Below are 26,250 nucleotides of genomic sequence, written 5' to 3' on the forward strand. Positions count from 1 at the left end.
CCTCCCTGAGCCGTTCGTGAAGCGAACCTGAATTCAACTTCACCTTGCGCGCAGACCGGCTTTCGATGGGGCAAGATGAAGCCGACTTCAGGTTCGCTTCATCTTCGACTCATGCGAGCGGTAGAGAATGAAGCGATGCCGAAGGGCGGAGCGGTCCGCCGATCTCGCCCCTTTCGGCGCGACGTCCTTCGCGAATGATTCACGTCCGCCGCGATCTCCTGCCATGATCTCCCGATGAGCGGCCGCATCCTTGTCGTAGAAGACGATCCCGGAATCGCGGACTTCCTGATCCGCGGTCTGTCCGAAGAGGGCTATCAGGTCGAACACGCGAAGGACGGCCTCGCTGGGCGCATTCTGCTGGAAGGAGGCGGTTGGGATTTGGCGATCCTGGACTGGTGGCTGCCCAAACTCGAAGGCATCGACGTCCTGCGGCAGATGCGAGCTCGCGACCGAACGACGCCCGTGCTGTTTCTGACGGCTCGCGACGAGATTTCGCAACGAGTCGAAGCCCTGGATGCCGGCGCTGACGACTACCTTTGCAAACCGTTCGCTTTCGAAGAGTTTCTCGCGCGCGTTCGGGCCCTGCTTCGCCGACCCGCGCAGCGGGATTCTCTGACGCTCGAATATTCCGACGTGAGGGCTGACCTGTCTTCGCAAAGGGCCACGCGGAGCGGGGCGCCGCTCGAACTGACGGCGAAAGAGTTTTCGCTCCTTTGCCTGTTCCTGCGCCATCCGGGGACGGTCCTGACGAGGACGCGGATCGTGGACGCCGTTTGGGGAGATCGATACGAAGGCGCCTCGAACACGATCGAAGTGCACGTCAAGGAACTTCGTCGCAAGATGGAGGTCTACGGTCCGCGACTGATTCGCACGCTTCGCGGTCGAGGCTACCTGATGGAAGCCGATTCGTCCGAGGCGGATGCCTGATGACGCTCGTCAACCGCGTCTCGGCGTTCTTTCTTCTGGCGCTGGCGGTTTGCCTGGCGGGGTATTCGGCTGCGCTTTACGGCGCGGTGAGGTGGCAGCGATTCGAGGCCTTCGACGCGGATCTTCAGGCCGCGCTGCATGTCCTGGTCGCCGCGATCGAGACCGAAGAGGACGACGTCAAGTGGCAGCCGACCGACCATGCCATCTCGCTCGGCGACGACGACGACCGTGCGGAGGCTCGCTGGGCGATCATCACCGACGAGGGAGCGGTGGTCGATCGGTCGGCGAATCTGAGCGCCTCGCCGGCAGACGCCGACATCCTGGTCGCGTTCGGACGCGAATCGTCGACATCGCCGGCGCCTCGCGATCAGGGTGACTGGCGGCTGTCGACGCAGCGGCTGACGGCGACGCAGCCGAAGATTTCGGGCGACCGGGAATCTGACGAGTTCGCGTCTCTGACCGTCGTCGCGGCGAAGAACGCTTCAGCGCTTCGTAGCGAGCTGCAGCGCCTCGCGATATTGGCGATCGTGCTCCCCGTCGCCGTCTGGCTCGCCGCTGCGGCGGCGGGACGATGGTACTGTCGCACCGCCTTGCGTCCGTTGCTCGATATGGCTGAGGACGCACGGGCCGCGAAGATGGATGATTTCAGCGCCCGCCTGCCGGTTCCTGATCATAAGGACGAATTGGGCGAATTGGCGATCGCCTTCAACGGTCTGCTGGACCGGCTCGCACGGGCCTTCGATCGTCAGCGTCGCTTCGTCGGCGATGCCGCTCATCAGCTCAGAACTCCGCTGACGGCTCTTCGGGGTTCGATCGACGTGACGCTCCGCCGAGAGCGCTCGAACGAGGACTATCGCCAGGCGCTGCTCCGCGCTGCCGAACAGTCGAAAGTCTTGCAGAACGTCGTGACGTCGCTTTTGTTTCTCGCGCGAAGCGAATCCGATGCACCGCTAGTCGACGTTCGCCAGGTCGACCTGGCGAACTGGCTCGCTCAGTACTCGAAAGGATGGGAGGACCACCCTCGCTTCGCGGACATGGCGTTTCATGTCGAGCCGGACGGCGCGGTCAGCCTGTCTCCGGTTCTCGTCGAACAGGCCCTCGATAATCTCGTCGACAACGCGATCAAGTACAGCGAGAAAGGAAGCCCCGTGGTCGTCGCCGCACGCGTCAACGATGCCGAAGCCCTGATTTCGGTCGAAGACCGCGGCATGGGCGTTCCGACCGACGCAGAGAACGCGGTGTTCGAGCCGTTTTATCGCTCTCGGTCAGCGCGACTTTCGGGGGTCGGCGGTATGGGACTGGGGCTGTCGCTCGTGAAACGCATCGCCGAGGCGCATGGCGGTATCGTGTCTTGCGAGAACCTCACCGAAGGGGGGACCCGTTTTACGATCCGCCTGCCCCGAACCCGACTATCGTGATGGACGGAGAATCGCGATTCAAATCTCAGCCGAGCCGTTCGATAGGTCTGAGCTTCTTGGGCCTATCGTGATTTGGCGACCGTCCGACGTGGTGGAAGCCGTCGACGATCCCACGTTCGCCAGGCTCGCCTTCGAGGACGGCACGCTCGAAGCGAAGGTGCGGAGCAGGCTCATACAGGACGCATAGGATCATGCTCGCGGCTTCAGCGGCGTCGCCTTCAATCTTGATACGGTCACGCCTTCGAGGTCCAAGAGCAAGTCGCGGCTAAGCTCCTCCAGGACCGACGCGATCGGCTGAGCTGCTTCGAGTCTTCCGTCGGCAGCCAGGTCTTCCAGTTCCGACGCGACGCCTGAGGCCTTCGTGGAGAACGCCGCAAGGATTCCGGCAAGTCGGTGCGAGGCTTCGCGGAGCGCGCGATCTTCGTTCGCGTCGACCGCCTCCAGAACGGCGGCTAACTGAGGCGGCAGGTGCGAGACGAACGCTTAGACGATTTTCTCGAGGACGTAGTCGCTGCCGTCGCAGGCGGCCAATAGAGCCTCGGGTTCCAGCACGGAGGAGCGTTCCCGCGCCGGCTGCGCTTCGGTGGTCGGTCGCGGAGCCTGACCGGCGATCCGATGCAGCGTCTCGCTCAGATCGGCGCCTCGAAGGGGTTTCACGAGAAAGTCATCCATCCCGGCGGCGAGGCAGAGGTCGCGATCTTCCTTGCGCGATCGCGCGGTCAGGGCGACGATCGGAACACGTCCGCCCGTCGTCGCCTCTCGCGCACGGATGCGCCTCGCCACTTCGAAGCCGTACATGCCCGGCATATGCACGTCGAGCAGCACCAGATCGAAGTCGTTCTCGTTCAGCAGGTCGAGGGCCTGGATCCCGTCGCGCGCGATCTGCACGTCGGCGCCGAGTCGCGCCAGAAAGATCTCGAGCACCCGGGCGTTGAGGGATACGGCGGAGGCTACAACGGCGGCCACAGCAGCAACTATCACGGCGGCGGGTACGGGGGCGGCTAGGGCGGCCAGAGCGGGTTCCACGGCTGGGGCGGCGGACACTACGACTACCACCGCCCGACGGTGCACTTCCACGGCAACCACTTCCACACCGCCCCGGGTCACTACGACTATCACCAGGGCAGCCATGGAAACTACCGTTGGTAGTCGATTGCCTGATTGGCGAACCGCGCTCCGGGACTGCGTCGGGGCGCCGTTCAAAGCGGTGCAGGGGGGCTCAATCGGACCGGACGCCAGCGTCCAGGGTATCAATTAGCCGCAGGCCGTCATGCGTCGGCCGGCGGCTCCCATTTCCGAGAGCTTCTACGGATAAGCCAGATTCGTCTGAAAGTACGCTCGCTGAACGGTGCGGAGTTACAGGCGACCCGCTTCGCCGTTTTGGAACGCGTTGCGAGTAACGTCGAGCGGCCGATAGGCGCGGGGGCGTACTTCGCCTGCATAACGATCGACCGACAGGCGACCCGTCACCTAGTCCCGATCCGACTGTTGGTCTCGACGAGAACAAACGGATTTAGACGGGGTAGGGACTTAAGCGGCGCTACGCGTTCCGAAGCGCCTGAACGATCGGCATACGCACCGCGCCGATCGCCGGCAGACACCCCGCGACGAACCCGACGATCAAAGAGACGCCGATGCCGAGCGCAGCCAGCGAAAACGAGGGTCGAAACGCTATCGTCGCTCCTTCTGCTCCGATGGCGAAGCCGCCCCAAGCGAGCATGCACGTCGCGAACGCGGTCCCAAGCGCTCCGCCGAGCAGGCACAGAACCAGGCTCTCGGCGACGATCAGGCGAAACACGCGGAACGGACGCAGGCCGAGCGTTTGCAGGACCGCATGTTCTTTCACGCGGTCCTGAACCGACATGACGGTGGTCGCTGCCACGAGCGCGAAGACGAGTCCGACGCAGGCGAAGCCGAGCCAGTGAGCGAAGCCGATCAGGTCGACCAGATCGGCGAGCGTACTCGTCTGAAACGCTCCGCGAGTTCGGGTGGTAGTCGCGACGGGTCCCGCTTTCAACTTGTCGTCGATCTCTCGCGCGACAGCGTCGGCGTCAGCGTTCTCGGCGAGTGCGACTTCCAGTTGCGTCACGAGACCTACGCGATCTTCTCCGAACGAATACTGCAGGAAATCCAGGCTCGTGTAGATCAGATTCTCTTCAGCGGCGACCCTCGACGCGAAGATTCCGGCGACCTGAACGGAGATGTCGCCGATCGTGAATTGATCGCCGACAGAGAGCCCGCGGCGTTGGGCGACGCTTCGCCCGACGATCGCGGCGTCACGCTTTCCAGCGAAGACCGACCAATCGCCGGAAAGAAGCGTCAGGTCTCGCATCTTGCGGAGTTGTTCGGGCGGCGCGCCGTTGAAAACGACGATGTCGAGGCTCGCTCGACAATTGTTCGTCCAGACCTGCACCGGCATTACCTCCGTCACGCCTGCGACGTCCCGAATCTGCCGTTCATAGTCCTGAGGCAGGCGGCTACTGGTCGGACAGAAGCGGTTTTCTTGAAAGACAACGAGCGTTCGCTGCGCCGATTCTTCGCTCGTCAGGCGGTCTAATCCCTCCTGCACCGATCCGACGAAACAGAACACGAAAATCGCCACGCCCGCTCCGCTGATCGTCAGCAGCGAACGCGAGCGGTGTCCCCACAGCGACTTCAGCACGTACGGCACGAATCGAAACATGGCACGTATCTTGTTGGCGACAGGACGAACGACGGCATCTGCCGCGTCGTCGAGGCGAGTCAGGAACTAGGCGACGGGGACCTGGGCGGGCCGAGGAAACTCTCTTTCGACCTCGACGATCTTCCCGTGATCGAGTCGCAGGCGACGCCGCGCGATCGAAGCGACTTCCGTGTCGTGCGTCACCATCAGCAGCGTAATGCCGAGTTCTTCGTTCAGTCGGCGCAACAGGACTTGGATTTGCTTGCTCGTTTCCACGTCCAGGCTACCGGTGGGCTCGTCGGCGACGACAATTTTCGGATGAGCGACGATCGCTCGTGCCACGCCTACTCGCTGTTCCTGACCGCCCGACAGTTGTCTCGGGTAGTGGTCGGCTCGATCCGTCAGACCGACTGCTTCCAGGGCCAGATCGACCCGCTTACGACGCTCGGCGCTGGATAGCGGCAATAGAAGCGTCGGCAGTTCGACGTTTTCGTAGGCCGTCAGCACGGGGACGAGATTATGCGTCTGGAAGATGTAGCCGAGATTGGCCGCTCGCCAGTCGGCAAGCCTGCCTCGCGAAAGACGGGTCACTTCGACTCCATCCACGACGATCGTCCCTGAATCCGGTCGATCGATCCCGCTGACGGCATTGAGCAACGTGCTCTTCCCCGTGCCGCTCGGCCCCATCATCGTCACGAGCTCGCCGCGCTCGATGTCTAGGTCGACGTCGTCGAGAGGAACGATGGTTTCGCCCCCTTTCTTGAAGCTCTTCGTCAGTCCGCGAATTTCGACGAGGGCCATCATTCGGCTCCTTTCTGCGTTGGCTTAAGAACTCGCGAGCGACGACGCGCTCCCGCTCAACTCTTCCGCAATTGAGACCCGCTCTCCGTCGCTCAGAGATGCGGTTCCGCTGGAAATGAGCTTGTCCGTCGGGGTCAGGCCCTCGACGATTTCGACCAACTCTGCCGTGCCTGCGCGACCCGTCTTCACCGCACGATTGCGAGCCAGACCGTCGCCGTCCACTATCCAGATCGACGCCCCCACTTCCATGCGCTGCACAAGCCGGCGAGGGACGAGAATCCGTTCGGATTCGATGCTCTCTTGAAGCTCGCTCGCAGGTAGTTCGGGCGCAATGAACGTCGCGGTGACGAGCATTTCCGGACGAACGTCTTCCGGCGGATCGTCGAGCGCGATCTTCACTTCCAACGTGTTTTTTTGAACGTTCGCGCTCGACGTCGACAGCAGGACCGTGCCGCGCAAAGGTTCCTTCGACGACGCCGTTTCCACGAGCGCCGGCTGACCTGACTGTACGAGCGGAACGTCCTCCAGACGAACGTCCGCCCGTACTTGAAGCGACTTCGGATCATATAGAGTCAGCACGGAACTGGAGTCGAGCGTCGATTGCGGCGAGAGTCCCATCAGGCGTGAACCGGGCGAAGCGATCACGCTGAGCACGCGCCCGCGGATCGGACTGACGATCACGGTCCGGGAGAGAGCGAGCTGCGCCTTCTCGACGGCGAGCTCCGACTGCAGTAGTCGAGCTTTCGCTGCGGCGAGTTCTGCCGTCGCGTTCTCGACCCGCTTTCGTTCCTCGATCAGCAACTGAAGCTGCGTCGACAGGGCGTCGGCACGTTTCCGCAGCGCGTTCGCCTCCGCCTCTAGCCGCGGCCCCCGTTGCTGAAGTTCGTCCAGTTGCGACTGAGCCACGGCAAGTTCTGTCTGCGCGTCGCGAAGCTGCTGTCCCGAGACCGCGACCCCGACGGATGCCTTCGCCTGAGCGCTGCGACGGAAGTTCTCCGCCCGAGCCTCCGCCGACTGAAGCAGGAACGGCAACTGTGCGACGTTCGTTTCCGTCTGCGCGAGCGTGGACTCGGCTTCGGCGAGCAGCGCCTGCAAGTGAGCCGGATTGTCCACCATCAGGCCCGCCGCTTTGAGTTCGGCCACTGCGACGTCGACCTGCGCCCGCTGGAGATCTCGCGCCGCTTCTGCCTCCCGTAGAGCTAACCTGGCGTCGACGTCGATTAACCGAGCGAGCGGTTCGCCCTGCTCGACCGATTGCCCCCCGACGACGAGCATCGATTCCACGACCCCCTCGGTCAACGCCGAAACGTAGATCGGCGTGGGTCGCGGTTCAATCCATCCGGCAGCCTGAAACAGAGCCGCTCCCGACTGCTGGACTTCCGCCCGTGAAACCACGACCGGAGTTACGGTCACCGGGGTCGCGGGGAGCAGGCTCTCGCGAGCTGCCCATCCGAGCAAACCGAGGAATCCGAATGCGACCAGGGCCGGAAGGACATATCGGGCGAAAATCGGTCGGCGTCGCGAGAGTCTCGGAGTCGACATTTCCGGTCGTTCCAAGGCTAGCGCGCGAAGGTCGACTTGAGCATTCATGGGTCTTCTCGAAAGGCTTCTCTTCCGAAGACTGAGCGACACGAGTCGCCCCGCCCGGCGAAGTCCGACTACGTCAATTCCTGACGTAAACCTTTTGCGCGAGGACGGCGAGATTTCCGGCCTCGTCCCGGTCAGCCTTACCTTCGACCACGACCTCGCTCAGTTCCTTAACGCCGAGCAGATCGCGAGCGTTTCCAGTGACGGCGGCGCCGCTCGCGTCAACGAGTTGCACCGTCGCCGAGTTCGTGGTGATCTGTTCTCGCGGCGTGCAGCAGTAGTCCCAAGGCGTCGGACACCCTTCGTCGTCGGCACAGTAGGCCAGCTTCAGATCGACGACCGTGAACACCGGAAGCCCGTCGATGAACGGTTCAGTCGAGCCACCGATACGACCGACGACGACGACAGTCTCGCCGTCTTTGGCCGATTCATGGGCCGCGCCGACGCCGACGGCGCCGGCCGGCTCGCTGTCGACGAGAAACACGCTCGAAATCGCCGACGATCCTGCAGTCGCGGGAGTCTCAGGTTTGCATCCGGCAAGTGCGGTAGTCATGACGGCGAAAGCTGTCGAGAGAACGAATGCGAATCGAGACATTTCGGGCTCCGTGAAAGGAAGTTGGGAATGCGACTCGCCGGAAAACTCGGGACGCCTCACCGCCAAAAGCAGGGCGAAACGAGCCGCCCTGCTTCGTAAGTCGGGGCGAAGTCACCGCTTGACGTACACCCTCTCCGCAAGGATCGCGAGGTTTCCGGCCTCGTCGCGATCCGCCGTACCTTCGACCACGACCTCGCAGAGTTCCTCGACGCCGAGCAACTCGCGCGCATCTCCCGAAGCGGTCCCGCCGCTGCTGTCGACGAGCTTCACCGTCGCCAAGTTAGGGAGGATCTGCTCCGGCGGCGTGCAGCAATAATCGCCGTCCGCGCAGCGAGCGACTTTCTTGTCGACGATGGTGAAGACAGGGAGACCGTCGATGAACGCTCCGCTCGGTCCGCCGATGCGACCGACCACGACGATCGTCTCGTCGTCTTTCGCCGATTCTCGGGCTGCCCCGACTCCTACCGCGCCCGATGGCTCGCGTGCGGCGAGGAACGCGTTCGAAGTCGCAGCGGTCGATGGCTGCTCGGAGCTGCAACCGACGAACGCAGAAGCCGCCACGGCGAGCGAGGCGGAGAACGTAAAGCCGATCCTTGACATTTCACACTCCATTGAGAGAAACAGGAAAATCGGGTCGCCGCTTTTGCGGCGTTAAAAGGCTTTGATGCTCTGCGCGATGGGCGCTCGCAAAGCCTTGAACGCAGGAGGCAAGGCGCCGACGAGTCCGAGCGCCAACCCCGTTCCGCAGCCGACGAGCACGGCGACGCCATCGATCCGCAGAGCGAACGCGCCCATCGTGAATCGGACGGCGAAGCCATTGAGCAGGAAGAGCGCGATGGCGCCGGCGATCAGGGCCGCCGTAGCCGAAAGCAGGGCGCTTTCCTGCAGCAGCGAAGCCACGATTGCCCGACGGCGGTAGCCGATCGCTTGCAGCGTCGCCAGTTCGCGAATTCGCCCGGCCACCGCGCCGTACATCATGTTGAGACCGGCGAATACGCCCGCGCCTGCGACGAGAAAGACGACCGTCCAGGCCAGATACCGCACAGGACCGTAATGCTTTTGCATCGCGGCGTAGTATTCCGATTCGCCCGTCGCTTGAAGCTCTAAGTCCGTCCGCGTCTTGCAGAGTAACTGCACTTCTGTAGGCTTGCGTCCGGACTTCAGGGCCAGCGCGACGAGACTCACGTCCTGCCGCTTCAGCGCCTGCTGGAAGTCAGGCAAACGAGCCCAGACTTCGGACTCGAAGGCCGATCCGCCCGCGTGAAATCGGCCGCTGATCGTCCAGGTGCGCTTTTCGAATTCAAGGGTCTTGCCGACAACCAGTTCGGTGTCGTCGCAGCCAAGTTTGGCGGCGGCGAGCTTGCCGACGATGATCTCGTTCGGTCCCGGCCATTTCCCCTCGACGAGCCGAACCTGACGACGGACTAGCGGGGCCGCCGTCGTAACGCCGCGGACTAGTCCCATGCTGGCGACTTTGTCTCCGGCACGAACGCGAGTGCCGAAGTAGAGTTCCGGCGAGATCCGCTTCTCTCCGTACGCGGAATCGATCGAGTCGAGACTCGCCGCGAGAACGCCGGGAACCGAGGCCGAAATGGCAGAGTTCTCGATGTTCTCTTCGGCGCCGACGGAATAGACGAGCGTAACAGTCGGGTCGCCGCTGACCGCGAGCGACTTTTCGAGCCCCCGTACGAATCCGACGACAGCGAATACGAGCAGCACGACGGTCGTCAACGCAGCGAGCGTCAGCGCCGTGCGCAGCGGTCGCCGCATCAGATTACGGACGCCGTATTCCCACGGCAGCAGGCGTACGAAAAGCACGGGTCGACCCTCGTCGAAGATCGTTGGAGTCAGCCTGTCCCACGGACGACGCGTCCGCCGGTTCGCTTCACGGAACCGCTTACTCTGGCTTCTTCGTGTGAACGATTCCGTTGGGTTCCACGAGTTGCACGGGCGTCTTGCCGATCTTGTCCATCGCGGTCCAGATCCCCTTGGCGCAGAGGGAACGACCGGGCACCGCGACGAAGGCGACAGACTTGGTCGGGATGTCGCAAGTTAGACTGGCGAGACCCTTGTCCCCTGCGAATCGCTTTTCGATCTTCTTCACGCATCCGCCGCACATTTCGTCGCAGATCACCGTCATCGCCGCAGTTTGCGGTTCGGCAGCGGAGGCAGACGCGGCGGAAGCGAAGCAAAGGCATGCGAGGGCGACGGTAAGCGTCGCGGCACAGACGAAACGAGTCATCGAAGGTCTCCACTTTCGAAGGCAAAAGCGATCCGCGCTGCCGAGATCCGTTCTCGGTCTACGTGCGGCCGCGGCAGTCCGCGATGCGCAAGATACGCGCATGCGTGAACGAACAGCCGTTGCGTCGAATAACGCCGGGGCGAACCAACGCAAGCTGGAAAGGCACGCAGCCGGCGTCAGCTACGCCGTGGGCCAATCAGATCTGAAACGACTGGCGCAGCACGCGCAGCGCTCGACCGCTTGGGTCGAGTTCGTTCCAGAAATCAGGCGCTGGCGGCGCCTGGAGCGAGACGAGCGCCGGCGGCGACGTCTTGAACAGGACGATTCCGGTTCCGGCGTCCAAGCTCGGGGCGACCCAATGGCCGTCGATTACCGCCCCCTCGCAAAGACAGTCGCAGCAATCGTACCCGCGTTCTCCCGTCCCTCCGGACTGATGACCGACGGACGCAGGTGCAGAGTCCGCCGCCGTAGGTCGGCAGCAAGCGCAAGTCGAGATCGGGTTTCCGCACGGCGTCGCCGCCTCCAGCGCGCCCATGCACCGAAACGGGCAGGCGACGAGAGTGACGATTAACAGAATGACGGACGCCGAGCGGATCATTTCGGAAGTTTAGGCCGGTCTTGGAACGGATTCAATGTCGGTCTATCGACCGGGCCTCAGGCATTCTGAAGGCATGTTCGCGAGGGAAATGCAAAGGCTCTCGCTTCACCGCACGTCCTTCCTGGCTTCGGTGGCTGCTCGACCCTGCCACGGCGGTGGTCTTTCGATGGGAAACTCGAATGAGGCTGAAGGCACTCAGTCGCTGGATTGTAAGCCGGCAGCCTGACGATGTCGTGGGAACGTCCGGCAGAACTTGATGCGGGAGTCCCAGAACGCCAGCGGCCATGATGCCGGCGAGCTCGGACAGACGCTCGACAGCGGAGAGCGAAGCAGGGTCGTTAACGAATTGCATGGTCGGACATCCAGAGGGACACCGCAGCGACCTGCGTTGGACGACCGGACTGTCGTAGCCTACCTGACTTCTCGTTCGCGCGCGGGACTCCCCTGAGGAAGCTGTGTCTGAAAAATCGACTCAGTGTCGAAATAACTGACGAACGGTCGGTATCACTGCGTGCGACCGAGCCGCGATACTCCTTGGGAAACGACCAAGTAGGTCCCGTCGGTAAAGGAGGTTAGTACTCGACGACGTCACTTGCATGCGATGGCGGCGCGGCAATTGCTAACAGGGAGCGACGATGAGTCTCCCCGCAGCCTGGGGGACTGCAGCATTTCCTGTCGAGTAGATCGGTTCAGGAGACGATGGCTCAATCGACCCGTGAGCGGACGTGCGGCGCACGGAGGCATTGCTCTCCTCTCGCTCGGTTCTGTGTCGCCGCAATCCTCTTCCTGACGGCATCGGGTTGCGGGAATGCGCACCCGGATAGATTGCCCGTTTTCCCCGTGTCAGGCAGCGTCACTGTCGGGGGCAAGCCGGCGGGGAAGACTTGGATCACGCTGCATCCGCTGGAACGACGGGATTCCTCGCTGAAGCCGACCGCCGAGTCGAACGCGGAGGGGCAGTTTCGCGTCAGCACTTACATGTCTGGCGACGGCGCCCCGTCTGGTCGATATGCCGTGACGATCGTAAGGATCGACGAGAAATACGACGAGAACGGCGAGCCGATCGCCGCGACGCAGAAGGACTTGTTCAACGGTCGCTACCAGCGTCCTGAAAGTCCGTTTACGACGATCGACGTTGCGGAGGGCACGAACGAACTGCCCCCGTTCGCGATCCCCTGAACGCGAACAAGCCGTTCGCCGCACACCTATTGCTGAAGGGAATTCAATGACGCGTGTCCGCGGATTCACGCTCGTCGAGTTGCTGGTCGTCATCGCCATCATCGGCGTTCTCGTGGCGCTGTTGCTTCCTGCCGTTCAGGCCGCGCGTGCAGCAGCGAGTCGCATGTCGTGCCAGAACAACCTGAAGCAGATCGGCCTCGCCCTGCATAACTACGCCGACTCCTACCGAACGCTCCCGCCGCGCGGGTATTCGTCGCCGTCGAAGGGCTGGGGCACGCAAATACTGCCCTATCTCGAACAGGGCAATGTCGCGGATCAGTATCGGTGGGACGTGGCTTGGACTGATCCGCTGAACGCCGAGGCGATCAAGGCGCTGATCGAGGTCTATCAGTGCCCTTCGACACCCGACAGTCCTCGATTCTCATCGGGAACTTCAGGGAGCTACACGTGGACTGCGCACTGCACCGACTACGTCGCCAACGGCGGAATCAGCCCGAACCTCGTAACTCTCGGACTCGTACCGCCGGGAACGCCGCGAGACGGGGTCTTCATGGCGGACGTCGCTCGTAAGATCACCGCGATCAAGGACGGAACGACGAATACGCTCGCCATCGTGGAGATCGCCGGCCGGCCCACGCGATACATTTCCGGCTACGTCACCAACGGCTCAGCGGCCGCGAACAAGGGGCCTTGGGCGCATCTCCACAATCACATCGAAGTGCGCGGACATACCTATGACGGGTTGACGGCCCCTGGACCATGCGCCGTCAACTGCTCCACCGCCGACGGCGTCTATTCCTGGCACCCGTCAAGCGCGAACCTCGCGCTTTGCGACGGCTCTGTGCGCGGCATTACCGAAGGGATGAACATCAACGTCCTTTACGCGCTCGCGACGCCGAACCAGGGAGAGGTCATCAGTGGCAGCGATTTTTAATCGCGCGTCGATCGTCGCGGCGGCGGTCCTCCTGGCATCTGCTCTCGCTGGCGAGTCGGTCTCCGCCGCGGAGCCGGAGATCGTCCGCTGGGCAGAAGCGATCGATTCAGCGATCGACGCGAAGTGCGAACTCGCGGGCGTGCCCCCTGCTCCGCTCGCGAGCGACGCCGAGTTCCTCCGTCGCGTCTCGCTTGACCTGATCGGTCGAATTCCGACGTCTTTCGAGGCTCGCTCATTTCTGTCCGACGCGAACCTCGACAAACGCGACCGCGCCGTCGTGGATCTGGCTAAGCGCCCGACCCACTCGCTCCATCTCGCGCGTGTTTGGAGCGACGTCTGGCTCGCTCAGGCGGAACTCGCCGGACGCGAAGCGCTAAAGGCCGATTTCGAGGAATGGCTTCAGTCGAGAATCCGCGCGCGAACGCCTTATGACAAGCTCGTCGCCGAATTGATGCAGGCAGACTTCCGACCTGCGCCGGCGATGCAGATGCGTTCGGGCGCCGACCAAATCGGCTTTTCCGATTCGGCGCAACCGGTCGCTTACTTCCAGTTGCACGATCAGGAACCGGCTGCCCTGGCGGCCACCACGGCACGTTCGTTTCTCGGCATCAGCATCGAATGCGCCCAGTGCCATGACCATCCGTTCGGAAGTTGGAAACGCGACGAGTTCTGGAGTTTGGCGGCATTCTTCAGCGATCTGAGGACGTCGCAGGGACCGGATGCCGCGCCGACGATCACGATTCCAGAGACGGAACTGACGGTCGCAGCCCGCTTCCCTTACGGCGACGACGATTGGATCGCAGGAACCTCCGGTCGCAGCGCGCTGGCCGGATGGATGACCAAGGCGGAGAACGCCTACTTCGCGCGAAACGCCGCGAATCGCATCTGGTCCAGCATGTTCGGGCGGGGGCTCGTCGAACCGCTCGACGACGCTGGCGAAGCAGGATCAGGGAATCGCGAATCGCTCGACCTACTGACGAAAGCGTTCGTCGAGAGCGGCTTCGACGTAACCTGTCTGATGCGCATGATCGCGGCGACGAAGGCGTACCAACGAAGCAGCCGGCAGACGCACGAGGGGCAGTCGAATCCGGAACTCTTCGCACGATCGTTCGTTCGCGGGTTGACCGCAGCGCAATCCCTTGAGAGTCTTTCGGCAGCGACCGGAACGACTCTCGACGACGTGGAGCGGGAGGAATTCCTGAAGCTCTTCGCCGCTACTGAGTCGCCGATTCGTCGCGAGACCACCATTCTCCAATCGTTGACGATGATGAACGGCTCGTTCGTCGCGCGCGTCTCCGATCCGGACAAAAGCGCAATGCTCCGCGCCCTTCGGTCACCTTTGCTCGATGACGACGATCGGATCGACGCGATCTACCTAGGCACGCTTTCGCGATACCCGTCGGACGCAGAGCGTGCGGATGCCCAGAGCTATCTCGACGAGTTGCCTGCGAACGAACGATTTCGCGGTTACGGCGACCTGCTATGGGCGATTCTGAACAGCCATGAGTTCCGACTCAATTCCTGACTTCCCCCACGGACAGGACGAACGCATGAAGGGTCATGACCGAGCATCGAACGACGCATTCTCTCGACGCACTTTCGGCCGTCGTTCGATCGCCGGTCTGAGCGCACTCTCTGCCTTTGGATGGTGGAGGAACTTCGCCGCGCTGGCTGCCGCCGATCCGAGCCGCCGTCGGTCGTGCGTATTCGTCTGGCTGAACGGGGGACCGAGCACGATCGATCTCTGGGACCTCAAACCGGGACACGAGAACGGCGGACCGTATCGCGAGATCGAGACGACGGTGCCCGGAATGCGCATCAGTGAGCACCTTCCGAGTCTCGCTGCGCACGCGCAGCGTCTCGCGGTCATTCGTTCGATGAGCACCGCGGAGGGCGATCATCGCCGCGCGTCGGACCTCGTGCGGACCGGTTACAAGCCGACGCCTGCGGTCGATTACCCGTCGATCGGTTCGCTGGTCGCGAAGGAACTTCATCGCGACGAGGACGCGCTACCCAGCTACGTCTGCATCTCCCCGCGATCGGTTCGATCGAACTCAGGATTTCTGGGACCGCACTTCGCTCCGCTCGTCATCGGAGAGCGGACCGGCGACGAGGACGGTGCGATGACTTCTGCGACCCCTGACGTTCCGAACCTCGCGATCCCTGAAGGCGTCGAGCGTGAAACGTTCGACGCCCGCTGGCGTATCCGAACTCGCATGAATTCGCGTTTCGAAGAAGGGCGATCCGACACGACGCTGGCGAGTTCCGCGGCAGCCTACGATCGAAGTTTCAAGCTAATCGGCGAAGGGGCAGGCGAAGCATTCTTCGTCGAATCGGAGTCGTATACTGTCCGGGAACGGTACGGCCGATCGCTCTTCGGCCAGGGCTGCTTGCTCGCGCGACGGCTTGTCGAGCAAAAGGTGCCGTTCGTCGAGGTCGTGCTCGATGGATGGGATACCCATAGTCGAAACTTCGAGTCGGTCGAGGCGCTCAGTCGTACTCTGGACGCAGGCCTTTCAGCCCTGATCGGAGATCTAGATGAACGAGGCTTGCTGGATTCGACGTTGATCTGTTGCTTCGGCGAGTTCGGAAGGACTCCCAAGATCAATGAAGGAGTAGGCCGCGATCACTATCCGGCAGCTTGGTCAGCGGTTCTGGCCGGCGGCGGAATTCGCGGCGGACAGACTTACGGACGAACCAGCGACGACGGAATGGAAGTCGTCGAGAATCCGACCGGCGTGCCGGATCTGCTCGCAACCATCTGTCGCGGCATCGGCATCGATCCCAGCGCCGAGAACGAATCGAAGCTCGGTCGCCCGATTCGCCTGACGGACGTCTCCGCGAAGCCGATCGAGGCGTTGCTGCAATGAGCGCCGCTCGCTCTTCGGGCGCCGTCGCGCGGCTCGCCTGTCACGGGATCGCTTCGGCAACGGCGCTGATCGCGATCGTCTTTCCCCTTTCCGCTCTCGACGGACAGGAGAAGACGAGGTCGCCGCGGTGGGACATGCACGCGGAGCTTTTGGGCAGGAGCGACCGCTTGCCGATCGCGGCATCTGTCGTCATCGGCGAAACGAGCCACTCGGAAGTCTGGAGCTCCGTCGTCGACGCGATTTTCGAAGCGGCGGACCGAAACGCCGACGACCGACTTTCCGCGACCGAGGCGCGGCGCCTCGCGACGCCGCTACGAATTCGGCTCCAAGCGTCGGGGATGCTGTTCGCGACCGATGATCCGCCCGTTCCGTTCGAGCGACTCGACGTGACCCCTGCCGACGTCCGAGTTACGCGAGACGAAGTCCGAGCGTACTACGCTGCGCACGATGTCGACTCCGTGCGCGTCGTCGTCGGCGTCGCGCCCGCCACTGACGCGTTGAGTCGTGCGGTCCTGACCTATCTGGATCTCGATAGCGATGGAGCAATCGTCGACTCGGAGTGGAGCGAGATCGAAGCGAGCTTTCATCCAGCGGATGCCGACGAGGACGGAGTGATTCTCGCGAGCGAACTTCTTCCGCTTCTAGACTATCGAGACCTCGCGCCCGCTGACTTGCTCCCGCCGCTGACAGTAGGTCTTTCGGACGATCGACCCGAACCGAATTTTCCGATGGTCGTGCATCGTGTCCCGGTCGATTCGACAGGGTCGGACGTCGAGGGGGCGGCACATGGCTCTAGCCGGGAACAGATCGTCGTGCTGCGGGTTGCGTTCCCGGGCGATTCCGTCGAAGCGCCGATTGTCACGTTCGCAGAGGACAGCCGCGCGTCTACGACCCTCGAAATCGACGGGACCATTCTGACGCTGCGGGGTTCGAGCGAAGCAATCGACCGTCGGCTCGCCGAATATGCTGGAATCGCTCGCCGAAAATTCCATGAAGCAGACGGCGATCGGAACGAAGGGCTCGCCGCGGACGAACTCGCGGGCGCCGCGTTCGTCCCGTTGCGTATGTTCGCTGCCGCCGCCGATCGCGATGAGGATGGCGCACTGACGGCGGGCGAGTGGAACGATTGGCTCGACCTACAATTGACGGTCGCTCGCGCTCACGTGCAGTTGTCAGTCATCGACTTCGGTCGCGGACTGTTCGAGTTCCTCGACGAAGATAGAAGCGGCGGACTCGCAGCTCGGGAGCTTCGGTCAGCACGCGAACGCTTGACTGAGATCGGAGCGTTGAAGGACGGAAAGGTCGACGCCGATCGCCTTCCGCGACTCTTGATCGGCGGATTCGGACGGGATCGCCTTGCGTCTGATTTCTTTGACGTTCGACGGGTGGGTCCCGACTGGTTCCTCGCCATGGATCGCAACGAGGACGGTGATCTGTCGGAACAGGAGTTCGTCGGTTCTGTCGGTCGTTTCCGCGAACTTGACTCCGATGGAGATGGCCTGATGACGCTCAAAGAAGCAACGGGGTCGAACTAGCCGGCATGTGGCGTCCCGCCTTGTTACTGACCCTCGCGAAGCCAATGCTCTTTCAGTCGATCGGTAGCTGGGCGGTCTTGAAGTAGTGAACGAAGGAACGGCCGCTGACCAGAACGTCCGCGTTAAAGAGACACCGGACGATAACCAGTTAACAAGCGGATTTGAAGGCAATCCGAGAGGCTCCCCGGGCTGGGCTCGAACCAGCGACAATCTGGTTAACAGCCATCGGCACGGGGCAGGGGAGGGCGGTAAGTGTTCTCGCGTCGGGACATGAACATGACCCCGTACGTGTGTCGATGCGATAGGACTTGCCAAGGCCAAAGCCCAAGTGCCCGAGCCCACCTAACCAGCGAACAAGCCGACACTTAAGGGACCCACAGGCGAAATCCGGCAGACGTGCGTTGTCTCCGTTAGCTGATCCCGACCTGACGCCCTGGCGTTGGGACGCCGTTCGCAAGAGCCAAATGTCGCAAGCCGCTCATCCTGCAACGGTCGACGCGCGTTGCGGGACGCTGCGGTTGGATCTGAGGGCCGGCGAACAGTGCTGAAGCCCCAACGATGCGTGCAGATCCGTGTGCGCCTACGGGGAGGCAGTAGCCGAAATCCGCCGTTTCATCGAACTCGTACCGCACAGCGGGCGAAGACGCGACGGGGCTGGTCGAAGCTGGAACGCGTGCGTCGGATAGAGCCGGCGGGTCAACAAACCCGAAATCGAAGCTCTCCGGGCTTCCGAGATGTGCGTCGGGGGGAGCGAGGAAGGAAACATGTCCGGAAGGCTTCGCCGGGGCGAGGAAAGTGCCGTCGCTACGCACTCTGCGCATTGAACGTCGGCTTGCGTTCAATCGTTTTCCCAGGGGCCCAGTGCAGCAACGCCGGCCGGAGAAAATGCCCTGGTAGCGGGGGCGTGTCAGGGGGACACGGAGCGCAACGGCATTCGGCTCGCTGACTTCCGACAAACTTTTGAACATTCGTTCAAGCGCACGCCTGTTTTAAAACAATTTGTCGCCTAGTTGGACAATCGAGTTCGGCGGCCGCGGCAGCGTAGCAGGCTGGGACGGAGTAGGCGTTCGTATCGAAGGAAACGCGCCGACCGGCCCACTCTATCCGCGGCGACTGGAGGCCCGCTTGGGCAGCGGCCGAAACGCCTCTGTCCCCGGTGAGGCCCTGGTTGATCGAAGTTTTTTGGGCGCCGGTCAAACCATCGGAGTGCAGCGGGGCCAGACCCAGCAACGGCTCCAGACCGGCCGAAGGCTGCGGCTCGATACGGTCGGTAGACCGGCGAAGCAGTTCGGGCTGCGACTAGCCCGTCTTGAGCGGAAGAGGTGCCGACTGGTGATGTGCCGGTTGAGGCGCTTTGATCGGAGATTGCCGCCGCCATCCAGCAGGGCACGACGCTAGAGCGGCTTCGCGATAACTCTAGCGCAAGCTGACGAGCTTCGGTAGGTTGGGTTCCTTCTCGAACGGAGGGATCCGATGGCCGAAGCGTATTCGAAAGAGTTCCGGCGGGACGTCCTCGCGGCGTGCGATGCGGGGGAAGGAACGAGCGCCGTCGCGAAGCGCTTCGGCGCGTGCGAAGCGTGGGTTCGACGCGTCAAGCAGGTGCGCCGCGAGTCCGGCAAGGTCGAAGCGGCCAGGACTCGCGATCGGCGCCCCGATTGGGAGCCCTACAGCGACGACATCCGAAAGTTCGTCGCCGAGAATCCGGACGCCTACCTGCGCGAGATCGCCGCGGCCCTGCCTCGCAAGTTCGTGCTCTCGACGATCTGCACGGCTCTCAAGCGGTTGGGGCTGTCGCGAAAAAAAAGACGCTCGTCGCCAGCGAGCAGGCGCGGCCCGACGTCGCCGATGCCCGCGACGCGTGGCGGAAGGGCCAGTCCAGCCTCGACCCGCGAAGCCTCGTCTTTCTCGACGAAACTTGGGCGAAAACGAACATGACGCGGACGTACGCCCGGTCCGATCGCGGGACGCGAGCGCACGGTTCCGTCCCGCACGGCCACTGGAAGACGACGACCTTTCTGGCCGGCTTGCGGTCGACCGGCCTGGTCGCGCCGCTCGTCGTCGACGGGGCGATCAACGGCGAGCTGTTCGTCGCGTACGTGCGAACGCAGCTCGCGCCGGTTCTGCGAGAGGGCGACGTCGTGATCCTGGACAACCTCTCGAGCCATAAGCGGATCGAAGCCCGCGAGGCGATCGAAGCGGTCGGCGCGCGACTCTGGTTTCTGCCGCCGTACAGTCCCGACCTCAACCCGATCGAGATGGCCTTCTCGAAGCTGAAACGGATGATTCGCGACGCCGAAGCGCGAACCGTCGAAGGCCTGTGGCGCCTCTGCGGTCGCCTCGTCGATCGCTTCCGACCCGACGAATGCAGGAACTACATCGCCCACTGCGGATACCGCTACGATTAACGCGAAAGGGCTCTAGCGAGCGCATGTCGAGCAGCGGACATAGACCTACCCGCGACTCACAGCTCGTGACCAGCTTGGGTGGCACGCCGCACCTGGTGGAGCTTCTCAGCGATGACGAGGCTCGACGGCTGCTCTCGGCAACGCTCGGAGGGGAACTGGTGGATCTTCCTCCGAAGGCGACGAAAATGAGTCCGGCAGTGTGGACGACTTCCGCTGGCCGTGGCTCTCGCCGGCGGAATAATGGCGGCCGGTCAGACTTGAACGTCGCACGCGAGTGCTCGGAGTACAATGCAAGCGACGCTGCCGCCGGTCCGATCGGAGGACACGGCAAGCGCGAACGCGGGACGCGACATGACTTCCGGGGGCATGGGTTCGCCCTCAAAGAACCTGAATGACTTAAATTCGATTCGCGGAAGGGATCGAACGACTCACGCCTCCGTCTGACCGGCCCTCGACCAGGAGGCTGCGGGAGGCTCGTTTCTTCGCGTGCTGACACGTCAATTCAGCGAACTGCGTTAGCTACTGCGGACGGGGCGGGCGGAACTGAGTCGAATTGCTGGTCGCCTCGTAAAGGGGTTTTGTGAGTGGACGATCGGATTCGCGTTCTTGTCATCGGGAACAGTCACTCGTACTCGATGAGGCATGCCCGGAAGGATCGAGAACAGGTCGCGCCGCACGATCGGTTCGACTGCCGCTTCGTGATCCTCAACGACCCGGAGTGGAATCCGGCGGTCATCCAGGGACGCTTTACGGAGGGGATCTTAGCGGAACTCGGACGAGACGGCTTGCAACTCGTTGTTTCCACTTTCGGCGGAAACAATCACAACGCTTTGGGGCTCGTCAACTGGCAGCCGAAGTTCGATTTCGTGCTTCCCGAGGCCCCTGACTTGCCGTTGCAGCCGGATGCCGAGATCGTTCCGTCCGGCGTCGTCTTCGCTGCTCTCGGACGACGCCTCGCATTTGTCTTCGATCTGCTGTCGTTCCTGCGCAAAACGACGACCCTGCCTATTTTCCACGTCGAATCGCCGCCTCCGATTTCGGGGGAGCACATCCTGGCGCACCCGAGAAGCTTCGCACCGATGATCGCGACGCACGGCGTAGCTCCAGCTCCTCTGCGATACAAGCTCTGGCGAGCCCATTCCGCTCTCATTCGCGAGGCCTGCGACCGTCACGCGATCCGGTTCCTTGCGGCTCCGCGGGCGATGCAGGACGCCGACGGAATGCTCGTCCACCGAGCGCTGTATGACGACCCGGTCCACGCCAATCCTCTTTACGGGGAACAGGTATTCCGCCAACTTCTCGCCATCGTCTCCCGTCGCATCTCCCCGGCAGCGTCTGAATGACTCGCTGAGAAGGATGATGAACTTAGCTCTCGTCATCGTCCGTTGGGAAACGTCGCCGCCACTCGTCTCGGACCGTCTGGCTGAGCGGACGGAGCGTACCTGCCTTCTCGTGAAGATCGAACAGTGCTTCGACGATGGTCGCGCCTTCGGAGCCGATAGAATCGGCGAGAGGACTCTCGGTGACGAAGAAGCGGAAACGGCATTCTCCGGAACAGATCGTGGCGAAGCTCCGCGACGCGGACGCGATGCTGAACGCATGCAAAGAGCTCGCCGACGTGCTCCAGAAACTGGAGATCAGCGAGGCGACCTACTCCCGCTGGAGAAGGCTTTCGCGTCAAGCGCAAGCGGATCTATCGCCTGTGGCGTCGCGAGGGGCTGAAAAGACCGTCGAAACAGAAGCGAAAGCGAGCTTGCGGAGCGAGCGAGAACGCCTGCCATCGTCGCCAGGCCGAGAGGCAGAACGGCTTCTGGGCGTGGGAATTCGTGTTCGACCGGACGGCGTCGGGGAGCGCGCTGAAGTGGCTCAGTTTGATCGACGAGCGGACGCGCGAGTGCCTGGTCCTGAAGGTTTCTCGCAGCCTAACGGCGGAGGATCTGATCGACACGCTGGCGGAGCGGTTCGCGCTGCGTGGCGTGCCGAGGGTCATCCGCTCCGACAACGGACCGGAGTTCGCGGCGAAGGCGTTGCAGCGCGGGCTGGAGAAGCTCGAGGTGGGGACGCTCTACGTGGCGCAAGTCCGCCCTGGGCGAACGGCTACGCCGAGAGTTTTCACTCCAAACTGCGGGACGAGTTTCTGGCGACGGAGATCTTCGACGGCCTGCGCGACGCGCGGGCGCTGACGCGAGGACTACAACGAGGTGCGACCGCATAGCAGTCTGGGGTACGTGGCCCCGGCGGCGTTCGCCCGAACGCAGTTCGCGTCCGCTCGGGCTACGCCCTCGCTCCCGCGAACTGCCCCCCACCCCGGCTCAGCTCTTATAAAGCGCGGACCAGAACTCAGGGGCAGGTCAGGGTGGCAAAGACTTGCACGAGCGAAAGATAACGGAGTTACGCCAGCCCCGCTCGGACGAGATCGTGCAGATGAATCGCGCCGACCATGCGATCCGCCTCGTCGAGCGCCGGCAGCACGGTAATCTTCTTCGACTCCATCAGGTGAAGCGCCTCCGCGGCCAGCGCATCGGCCTGGATCGTGCGGGGCGAGCGAGTCATCACGTCGTCGATCGGCTGCTCGAGGGCCGAGCAGTCCCGCTCCAGCGTTCGTCGCAAGTCGCCGTCGGTGTAGACGCCCGCGAGCGTCTGGTCCTCGTTCACCACGAACGCGGCCCCGAGCGTCTTGCTCGTCATCACGACCAGCGCCTGCTTCAGCAGCGCCCCAGGACGGACCGCAGGAATGCGGTCGCCGCGATGCATCAGGTCCGCCACGGTCCAGAGCAGCTTGCGCCCCAAGTTCCCGCCCGGATGAAACAGGGCGAACTGCTCCCGGCTGAAGCCCCGCCGGGCGACGATCGCCGACGCGAGCGCATCGCCCATGGCCAGGCACGCGGCCGCGCTGGCGGTGGGAAGAAGATTCAGCGGATCGGCTTCGCGTTCGACGCTGACGTCGATGACGACGTCGCTGTAGCGCGCGAGCGAACTGGCCGCGTTGCCGGTCAGCGAAACGACGGGAATCCCGAAGCGTTTGACATGCTCCATCAGCACGACGACTTCTTCGGTCTCGCCGCTGTTGGAGAGGGCCAGCAGGACGTCGCCGTCGCCGAGGATGCCGAGGTCGCCGTGAATGGCTTCCGCCGGATGGAGGAAAACCGAAGGGAGCCCGATGCTGCAGAACGTGGCGGAGATCTTGCGACCGATCCAGCCCATTTTGCCCATTCCCGCGACGATCAGGCGACCGCGGCAGGCATCGAGCGTTTCGACGGCGCGGAAGGCAGGCTCGCCGACCGCGTCATGCAGACGCTGCAATCCGTCCCGTTCGGCGAGGATGGCCGAGCGGATCGCCTGCAGGGTCGATTCGCGATCGGCGGCGGCGGGAATGAGCGTTTCGGTCGCGACCTCCGCACAAGTGAGTCCAGTAGCAATTAGGTCACTCATAGCTACTTTGAACAAATCGCTGGCGGGACCATTGAGCCGACGAGGGAGTACGACCCCTTGGTCGTCCGTGCTCTTCGCGTGTGTAACGGTAGCTCGCAACACACGTCCGCACGCTGATTCCCGACTGAGGAGCCGTTCCCGCAGCCTTGGAAATCGATCTGACCCGAAAGATCCCCATATTCGGCGGACACGTCAACTTTCGGAGCGTCGACGGTGGAGCGAACGAATCGCAGGTTTGCTCCATCATCCCCGCTCAACTAGAGTCAGCGACAGACAGCTACGGTACGCCGACGGCCGAAACACTGCTCGGCGTACGCGCCAGCACAGCAATCCGGAGAGTCGTCGATGCAACGCTTCGATTCACTAGAGGGATGGAGAGCTCTACTCGCGTGGTGGGTGCTCGCTGGACATTTGCTCGGCGCTTCGGGTTTCACGGTCGCGTATTTTCAGGAGTTGGACACTGCGTTCGGCGACGCAATGTTCGTCGTGCGTAACGGTTCAATAGCAGTATGGGTGTTCATGGTCATTTCCGGATTCGTCATTACGCATCTAATGTTGGTGCGGGACGAGCCCTATCACCGGTACATCGCAAGACGCTTCTTCCGCCTTTGGCCACTTCACGCGGCCATGCTCTTCGCTGCCTTCGGCGCCTGGAAGCTCGGGTATTACGGCATGAACTTGGGTACGGCCAGCGAGCCAGTTAGCTTTCTCGCCGAAGCATCCATGCTACAGGGAATTCTGCCCAATGAGCTCTGGACACGCCAGTCGTCGATCATTAACGCGCCCGACTGGTCCATTAGCCTTGAATGGCAGTTTTATCTCGTCGCGCCTTTCATCATCACTGCGCTGCTCCGTCCATCGGTGTCCCGATATCTCGTGTTCGGCGCGATCGTCGGCTTACTGACAATCGGATGGCTGGGTGTCCGCAATCCGGTAATTCTTGGCACGCCGTGGACCTATACGTTTCCATCTGCGCTGCCCTGTTCGATCACTTACTTTCTCATCGGCATATCAAGCAGGTTGCTGCTGGAGCGTGCGCCGAGCGTTGCCGCTCAAGGCATGGCAGTGACGATCATCGCGGCAATAGTAGCCTACGTCCTCACTCCATCGTTCGCCGACAAGGTAGTCTTCGTAGTCTGGGCTCTCATTTTTCTATCGCTGTCGTCGCCCACGAACCCCTTGAACTGGTTTTTTCGCCATCCGGTTCTTATGTATCTCGGAAAGATCAGTTTTTCTACATACCTCTGCCACTTCATGATCGTTCACCTAGTCGAATCCAACCTAGTCCGACATTTCTCGACGGCTGCCACCATCGAAAAACTTCTTTGGATGTCAGCGCTCTGCGTACCTCTGACCCTGCTTGTATCAGTTCTCGCATTCAATTTTATCGAACGCCCGGGCATCCTGTTCTGCAGGTATCTTCTTGATCTGAAGAATTCGCCAAGTCGCAATGCGGGGGGGATCGAAGGCGCAGTACCGTAATTAACCGCCGCCAACGCTCACGCCTATGGAATGCCGAACGTTTATATAGATCGCCAACGCCTCTGCTTCTGCAAAGGCGCTCGATTCCCTTTTCCGACGTCAATTCAGCAAAAAGACCGATTCCCCATGCCGATCGCGGCCCCTGGCGTCGATCACATCGGCGATCGTGCTTTCGGGAACGAAAGGGTCGATACAGAAACGCTCGTGCAGAATGATTGCAAAGTATCGCCTTTTCCTCGAGTCTAACACACCTATTCAACCGTCTACAGCAGGTTTGAATTCTGCGTAGTGCTGAAAAGGCCTTCAACGAGCTAACGTCCATGTTCGCCCCCCCCGGCCAGCTGGGCGACAGGCGCGATCCGAATCGCTCGGACAGCGGCAACTTCATCCCGGAAGCCACTCACTGACGTGGGAGCGCTAAATGAACGCGGCTGGATACACTATTGAAGGTGATGCACTGCTCAGCAGTAGCGGGATCGCCTATCTGATCGGTGGCGATCACTCGGTTTTGAAGTTCGTGACCGGCGAGATGCGGCCCACGGACGACTCCCTGCGAAACTTCGTCGCGAACCTCGCCCGTCGGCGGCGTCGATCGCACAATGCCGGAGCGCTCTTCGCCCATGTGATCTTCCCTGATAAGCAGTCTGTCCTTTCCGACGAGTTTCCATTTCAACCGGTACATCGTCTTGGCGACTATTACGTCGCCGCAGCTGCCGATGGTTTAGATTGTTTAATCTACCCAGTCGACGCGTTGAAGGCCAAGTCGGGACGGGTGTTCTATCCGCTCGATACGCACCTGACGGACCGCGGCTCGTCCCTCGTGCTCCGAATGATGCTTGCACACCTGGGGATTGAGGCAGAGCAGGCACTAGCTCGCATCGAGAATTGCATCACGCGCGAAGTGCGGTGGACAGGCGACCTCGGACGCAAGTTCGACCCACCGCTCTATCAGGACGGATTACTCCTTAGCCCCGATTGGCCGCATGTGCATGTGACTAGTCCGGGTGGATTTAACGACGGGATGGTCGATGTCTTGCTCTCCCCTGATGCAGAAGTGAAAAAAACTGTTCTCCTTTTCGGAGACTCCTTTTTCCGGATGATGCTGAAGCATCTGAGCGCCGTCTTTTCGCGCGTCATATGTCTTCGCACACGCTTCATGCATTCGGAAATGATCACCCTCATCAAGCCGGACGTGATTTTGACAGGCAACGCGGAGCGTTACTTGTCTCAAGTTAGCCACGATCGAGAAGGGCATGCATTCATGCTCTACCCTCAGTTGCGAGGCGTTTCGTCGCAAATCGAGGACAAGGACTTTCTGGCCGCGTGGCGTGCGGTCACCTCGCCGGACTCTAGTTTTGCGGAGAGGTATTTCGCTGATCAGGGCGTAGGCGGACGCCCGGCATGAGAGTCGAGACAGGTTTTCTGTTCGCACAGTCTGCGAATTCGGCGACGCCCAGAGGAATGCTCAGGTTCTAACAGCCCGACAAACAACCCTTTCGGCAGAGCATTTGTGCCGGTGAAAGGCTTCGATTTTCTGTACCAGCCGCTATGTCGGTACGGGTTGGGGAAGATCGCTGGTCCGC

Annotated in this window: 22 protein-coding genes and 3 pseudogenes; 14 read left to right on the top strand and 11 right to left on the bottom strand. The window is 62.3% G+C overall.

All coding sequences use genetic code 11. The features are described 5' to 3' along the window. The first annotated feature begins 234 nt into the window (after positions 1 to 234). Entirely contained in the window at positions 235 to 927 is a 693-nt protein-coding gene (locus SH602x_RS18335; RefSeq protein WP_479473698.1) for a response regulator transcription factor, read from the top strand. Beyond that, entirely contained in the window at positions 927 to 2,345 is a 1,419-nt protein-coding gene (locus SH602x_RS18340) for a sensor histidine kinase (protein WP_479473699.1), read from the top strand. Before SH602x_RS18335 ends, SH602x_RS18340 begins: the two co-directional genes overlap by 1 nt. 189 nt (positions 2,346 to 2,534) lie before the next feature. Here the strand turns inward: SH602x_RS18340 and SH602x_RS18345 are convergent, their stop codons facing one another. From SH602x_RS18345 to SH602x_RS18390, 10 genes are all read right to left on the bottom strand, one after another. Further along, the gene (locus SH602x_RS18345; protein WP_479477115.1) at positions 2,535 to 2,813 is read right to left on the bottom strand and encodes a hypothetical protein; all 279 of its coding nucleotides are present in this window, start codon (positions 2,811 to 2,813) and stop codon (positions 2,535 to 2,537) included. Between the two features lie 15 nt (positions 2,814 to 2,828). Further along, positions 2,829 to 3,476, bottom strand: coding sequence for a response regulator (locus SH602x_RS18350; RefSeq protein ID WP_479473700.1), 648 nt, complete (start codon positions 3,474 to 3,476; stop codon positions 2,829 to 2,831). A 409-nt stretch (positions 3,477 to 3,885) separates the two neighbouring features. Then, entirely contained in the window at positions 3,886 to 5,028 is a 1,143-nt protein-coding gene (locus tag SH602x_RS18355; RefSeq protein WP_479473701.1) for an ABC transporter permease, read from the bottom strand. 66 nt (positions 5,029 to 5,094) lie between these two features. After that, positions 5,095 to 5,808 (bottom strand): ABC transporter ATP-binding protein, encoded by a 714-nt coding sequence (locus tag SH602x_RS18360; RefSeq protein WP_479473702.1) that lies wholly within the window; start codon positions 5,806 to 5,808, stop codon positions 5,095 to 5,097. Positions 5,809 to 5,832: 24 nt separating this feature from the next. After that, on the bottom strand, positions 5,833 to 7,266 hold the full coding sequence (locus SH602x_RS18365) for an efflux RND transporter periplasmic adaptor subunit (RefSeq protein WP_479473703.1): 1,434 nt from the start codon (positions 7,264 to 7,266) through the stop codon (positions 5,833 to 5,835). 205 nt (positions 7,267 to 7,471) lie between these two features. Continuing rightward, positions 7,472 to 7,948: a hypothetical protein gene (locus tag SH602x_RS18370; RefSeq protein WP_479473704.1), complete on the bottom strand. Its 477-nt coding sequence runs from the start codon at positions 7,946 to 7,948 to the stop codon at positions 7,472 to 7,474. A gap of 153 nt (positions 7,949 to 8,101) precedes the next feature. Next, a complete protein-coding gene (locus SH602x_RS18375; RefSeq protein WP_479473705.1) occupies positions 8,102 to 8,404 on the bottom strand; it encodes a hypothetical protein in 303 nt (100 codons plus the stop codon). Positions 8,405 to 8,641: 237 nt separating this feature from the next. After that, positions 8,642 to 9,760: an ABC transporter permease gene (locus tag SH602x_RS18380; protein WP_479477116.1), complete on the bottom strand. Its 1,119-nt coding sequence runs from the start codon at positions 9,758 to 9,760 to the stop codon at positions 8,642 to 8,644. A gap of 127 nt (positions 9,761 to 9,887) precedes the next feature. After that, positions 9,888 to 10,232 carry a cation transporter gene (locus SH602x_RS18385; protein WP_479473706.1) on the bottom strand — a complete coding sequence of 115 codons (345 nt, stop codon included), beginning with the start codon at positions 10,230 to 10,232 and terminating at the stop codon, positions 9,888 to 9,890. Between the two features lie 196 nt (positions 10,233 to 10,428). Continuing rightward, positions 10,429 to 10,575 carry a hypothetical protein gene (locus SH602x_RS18390; protein WP_479473707.1) on the bottom strand — a complete coding sequence of 49 codons (147 nt, stop codon included), beginning with the start codon at positions 10,573 to 10,575 and terminating at the stop codon, positions 10,429 to 10,431. A gap of 1,080 nt (positions 10,576 to 11,655) precedes the next feature. Here SH602x_RS18390 and SH602x_RS18395 point away from each other — a divergent pair. The 10 genes and pseudogenes from SH602x_RS18395 to SH602x_RS18440 all read left to right on the top strand — a co-directional run. Further along, positions 11,656 to 12,009 carry a hypothetical protein gene (locus SH602x_RS18395; RefSeq protein WP_479473708.1) on the top strand — a complete coding sequence of 118 codons (354 nt, stop codon included), beginning with the start codon at positions 11,656 to 11,658 and terminating at the stop codon, positions 12,007 to 12,009. Between the two features lie 46 nt (positions 12,010 to 12,055). Further along, positions 12,056 to 12,943 (top strand): DUF1559 family PulG-like putative transporter, encoded by an 888-nt coding sequence (locus SH602x_RS18400; RefSeq protein WP_479473709.1) that lies wholly within the window; start codon positions 12,056 to 12,058, stop codon positions 12,941 to 12,943. Further along, positions 12,927 to 14,468, top strand: a complete 1,542-nt coding sequence (locus tag SH602x_RS18405; RefSeq protein WP_479473710.1) for a DUF1549 domain-containing protein — start codon at positions 12,927 to 12,929, stop codon at positions 14,466 to 14,468. The genes SH602x_RS18400 and SH602x_RS18405 overlap by 17 nt, the downstream gene beginning before the upstream one ends. A gap of 25 nt (positions 14,469 to 14,493) precedes the next feature. Further along, entirely contained in the window at positions 14,494 to 15,813 is a 1,320-nt protein-coding gene (locus tag SH602x_RS18410) for a DUF1501 domain-containing protein (protein WP_479473711.1), read from the top strand. Next, positions 15,810 to 17,348, top strand: a complete 1,539-nt coding sequence (locus SH602x_RS18415) for an EF-hand domain-containing protein (protein ID WP_479473712.1) — start codon at positions 15,810 to 15,812, stop codon at positions 17,346 to 17,348. The genes SH602x_RS18410 and SH602x_RS18415 overlap by 4 nt, the downstream gene beginning before the upstream one ends. 1,473 nt (positions 17,349 to 18,821) lie before the next feature. Continuing rightward, positions 18,822 to 19,145: pseudogene (locus SH602x_RS18420) on the top strand (IS630 transposase-related protein); the annotation flags it as partial. Beyond that, positions 19,112 to 19,753, top strand: coding sequence for an IS630 family transposase (locus SH602x_RS18425; protein ID WP_479477093.1), 642 nt, complete (start codon positions 19,112 to 19,114; stop codon positions 19,751 to 19,753). The pseudogene SH602x_RS18420 and the gene SH602x_RS18425, both read left to right, overlap by 34 nt. 635 nt (positions 19,754 to 20,388) lie before the next feature. After that, positions 20,389 to 21,096, top strand: a complete 708-nt coding sequence (locus SH602x_RS18430; RefSeq protein ID WP_479473713.1) for a hypothetical protein — start codon at positions 20,389 to 20,391, stop codon at positions 21,094 to 21,096. Between the two features lie 375 nt (positions 21,097 to 21,471). Then, a pseudogene (locus SH602x_RS18435) lies at positions 21,472 to 21,798 on the top strand (DDE-type integrase/transposase/recombinase); the annotation flags it as partial. Positions 21,799 to 21,857: 59 nt separating this feature from the next. Beyond that, positions 21,858 to 21,993 (top strand): annotated as a pseudogene (locus tag SH602x_RS18440) (integrase core domain-containing protein); the annotation flags it as partial. A 151-nt stretch (positions 21,994 to 22,144) separates the two neighbouring features. Here the strand turns inward: SH602x_RS18440 and SH602x_RS18445 are convergent. Continuing rightward, entirely contained in the window at positions 22,145 to 23,185 is a 1,041-nt protein-coding gene (locus tag SH602x_RS18445) for a KpsF/GutQ family sugar-phosphate isomerase (RefSeq protein ID WP_479473714.1), read from the bottom strand. 345 nt (positions 23,186 to 23,530) lie between these two features. Here SH602x_RS18445 and SH602x_RS18450 point away from each other — a divergent pair, with 345 nt between their 5' ends. Both SH602x_RS18450 and SH602x_RS18455 read left to right on the top strand, forming a co-directional pair. Next, on the top strand, positions 23,531 to 24,667 hold the full coding sequence (locus SH602x_RS18450) for an acyltransferase family protein (RefSeq protein WP_479473715.1): 1,137 nt from the start codon (positions 23,531 to 23,533) through the stop codon (positions 24,665 to 24,667). Positions 24,668 to 25,088: 421 nt separating this feature from the next. Next, on the top strand, positions 25,089 to 26,072 hold the full coding sequence (locus SH602x_RS18455) for an alginate O-acetyltransferase AlgX-related protein (RefSeq protein WP_479473716.1): 984 nt from the start codon (positions 25,089 to 25,091) through the stop codon (positions 26,070 to 26,072). Positions 26,073 to 26,250: the final 178 nt, after the last annotated feature.

The organism is Lignipirellula cremea (genome assembly GCF_056501455.1).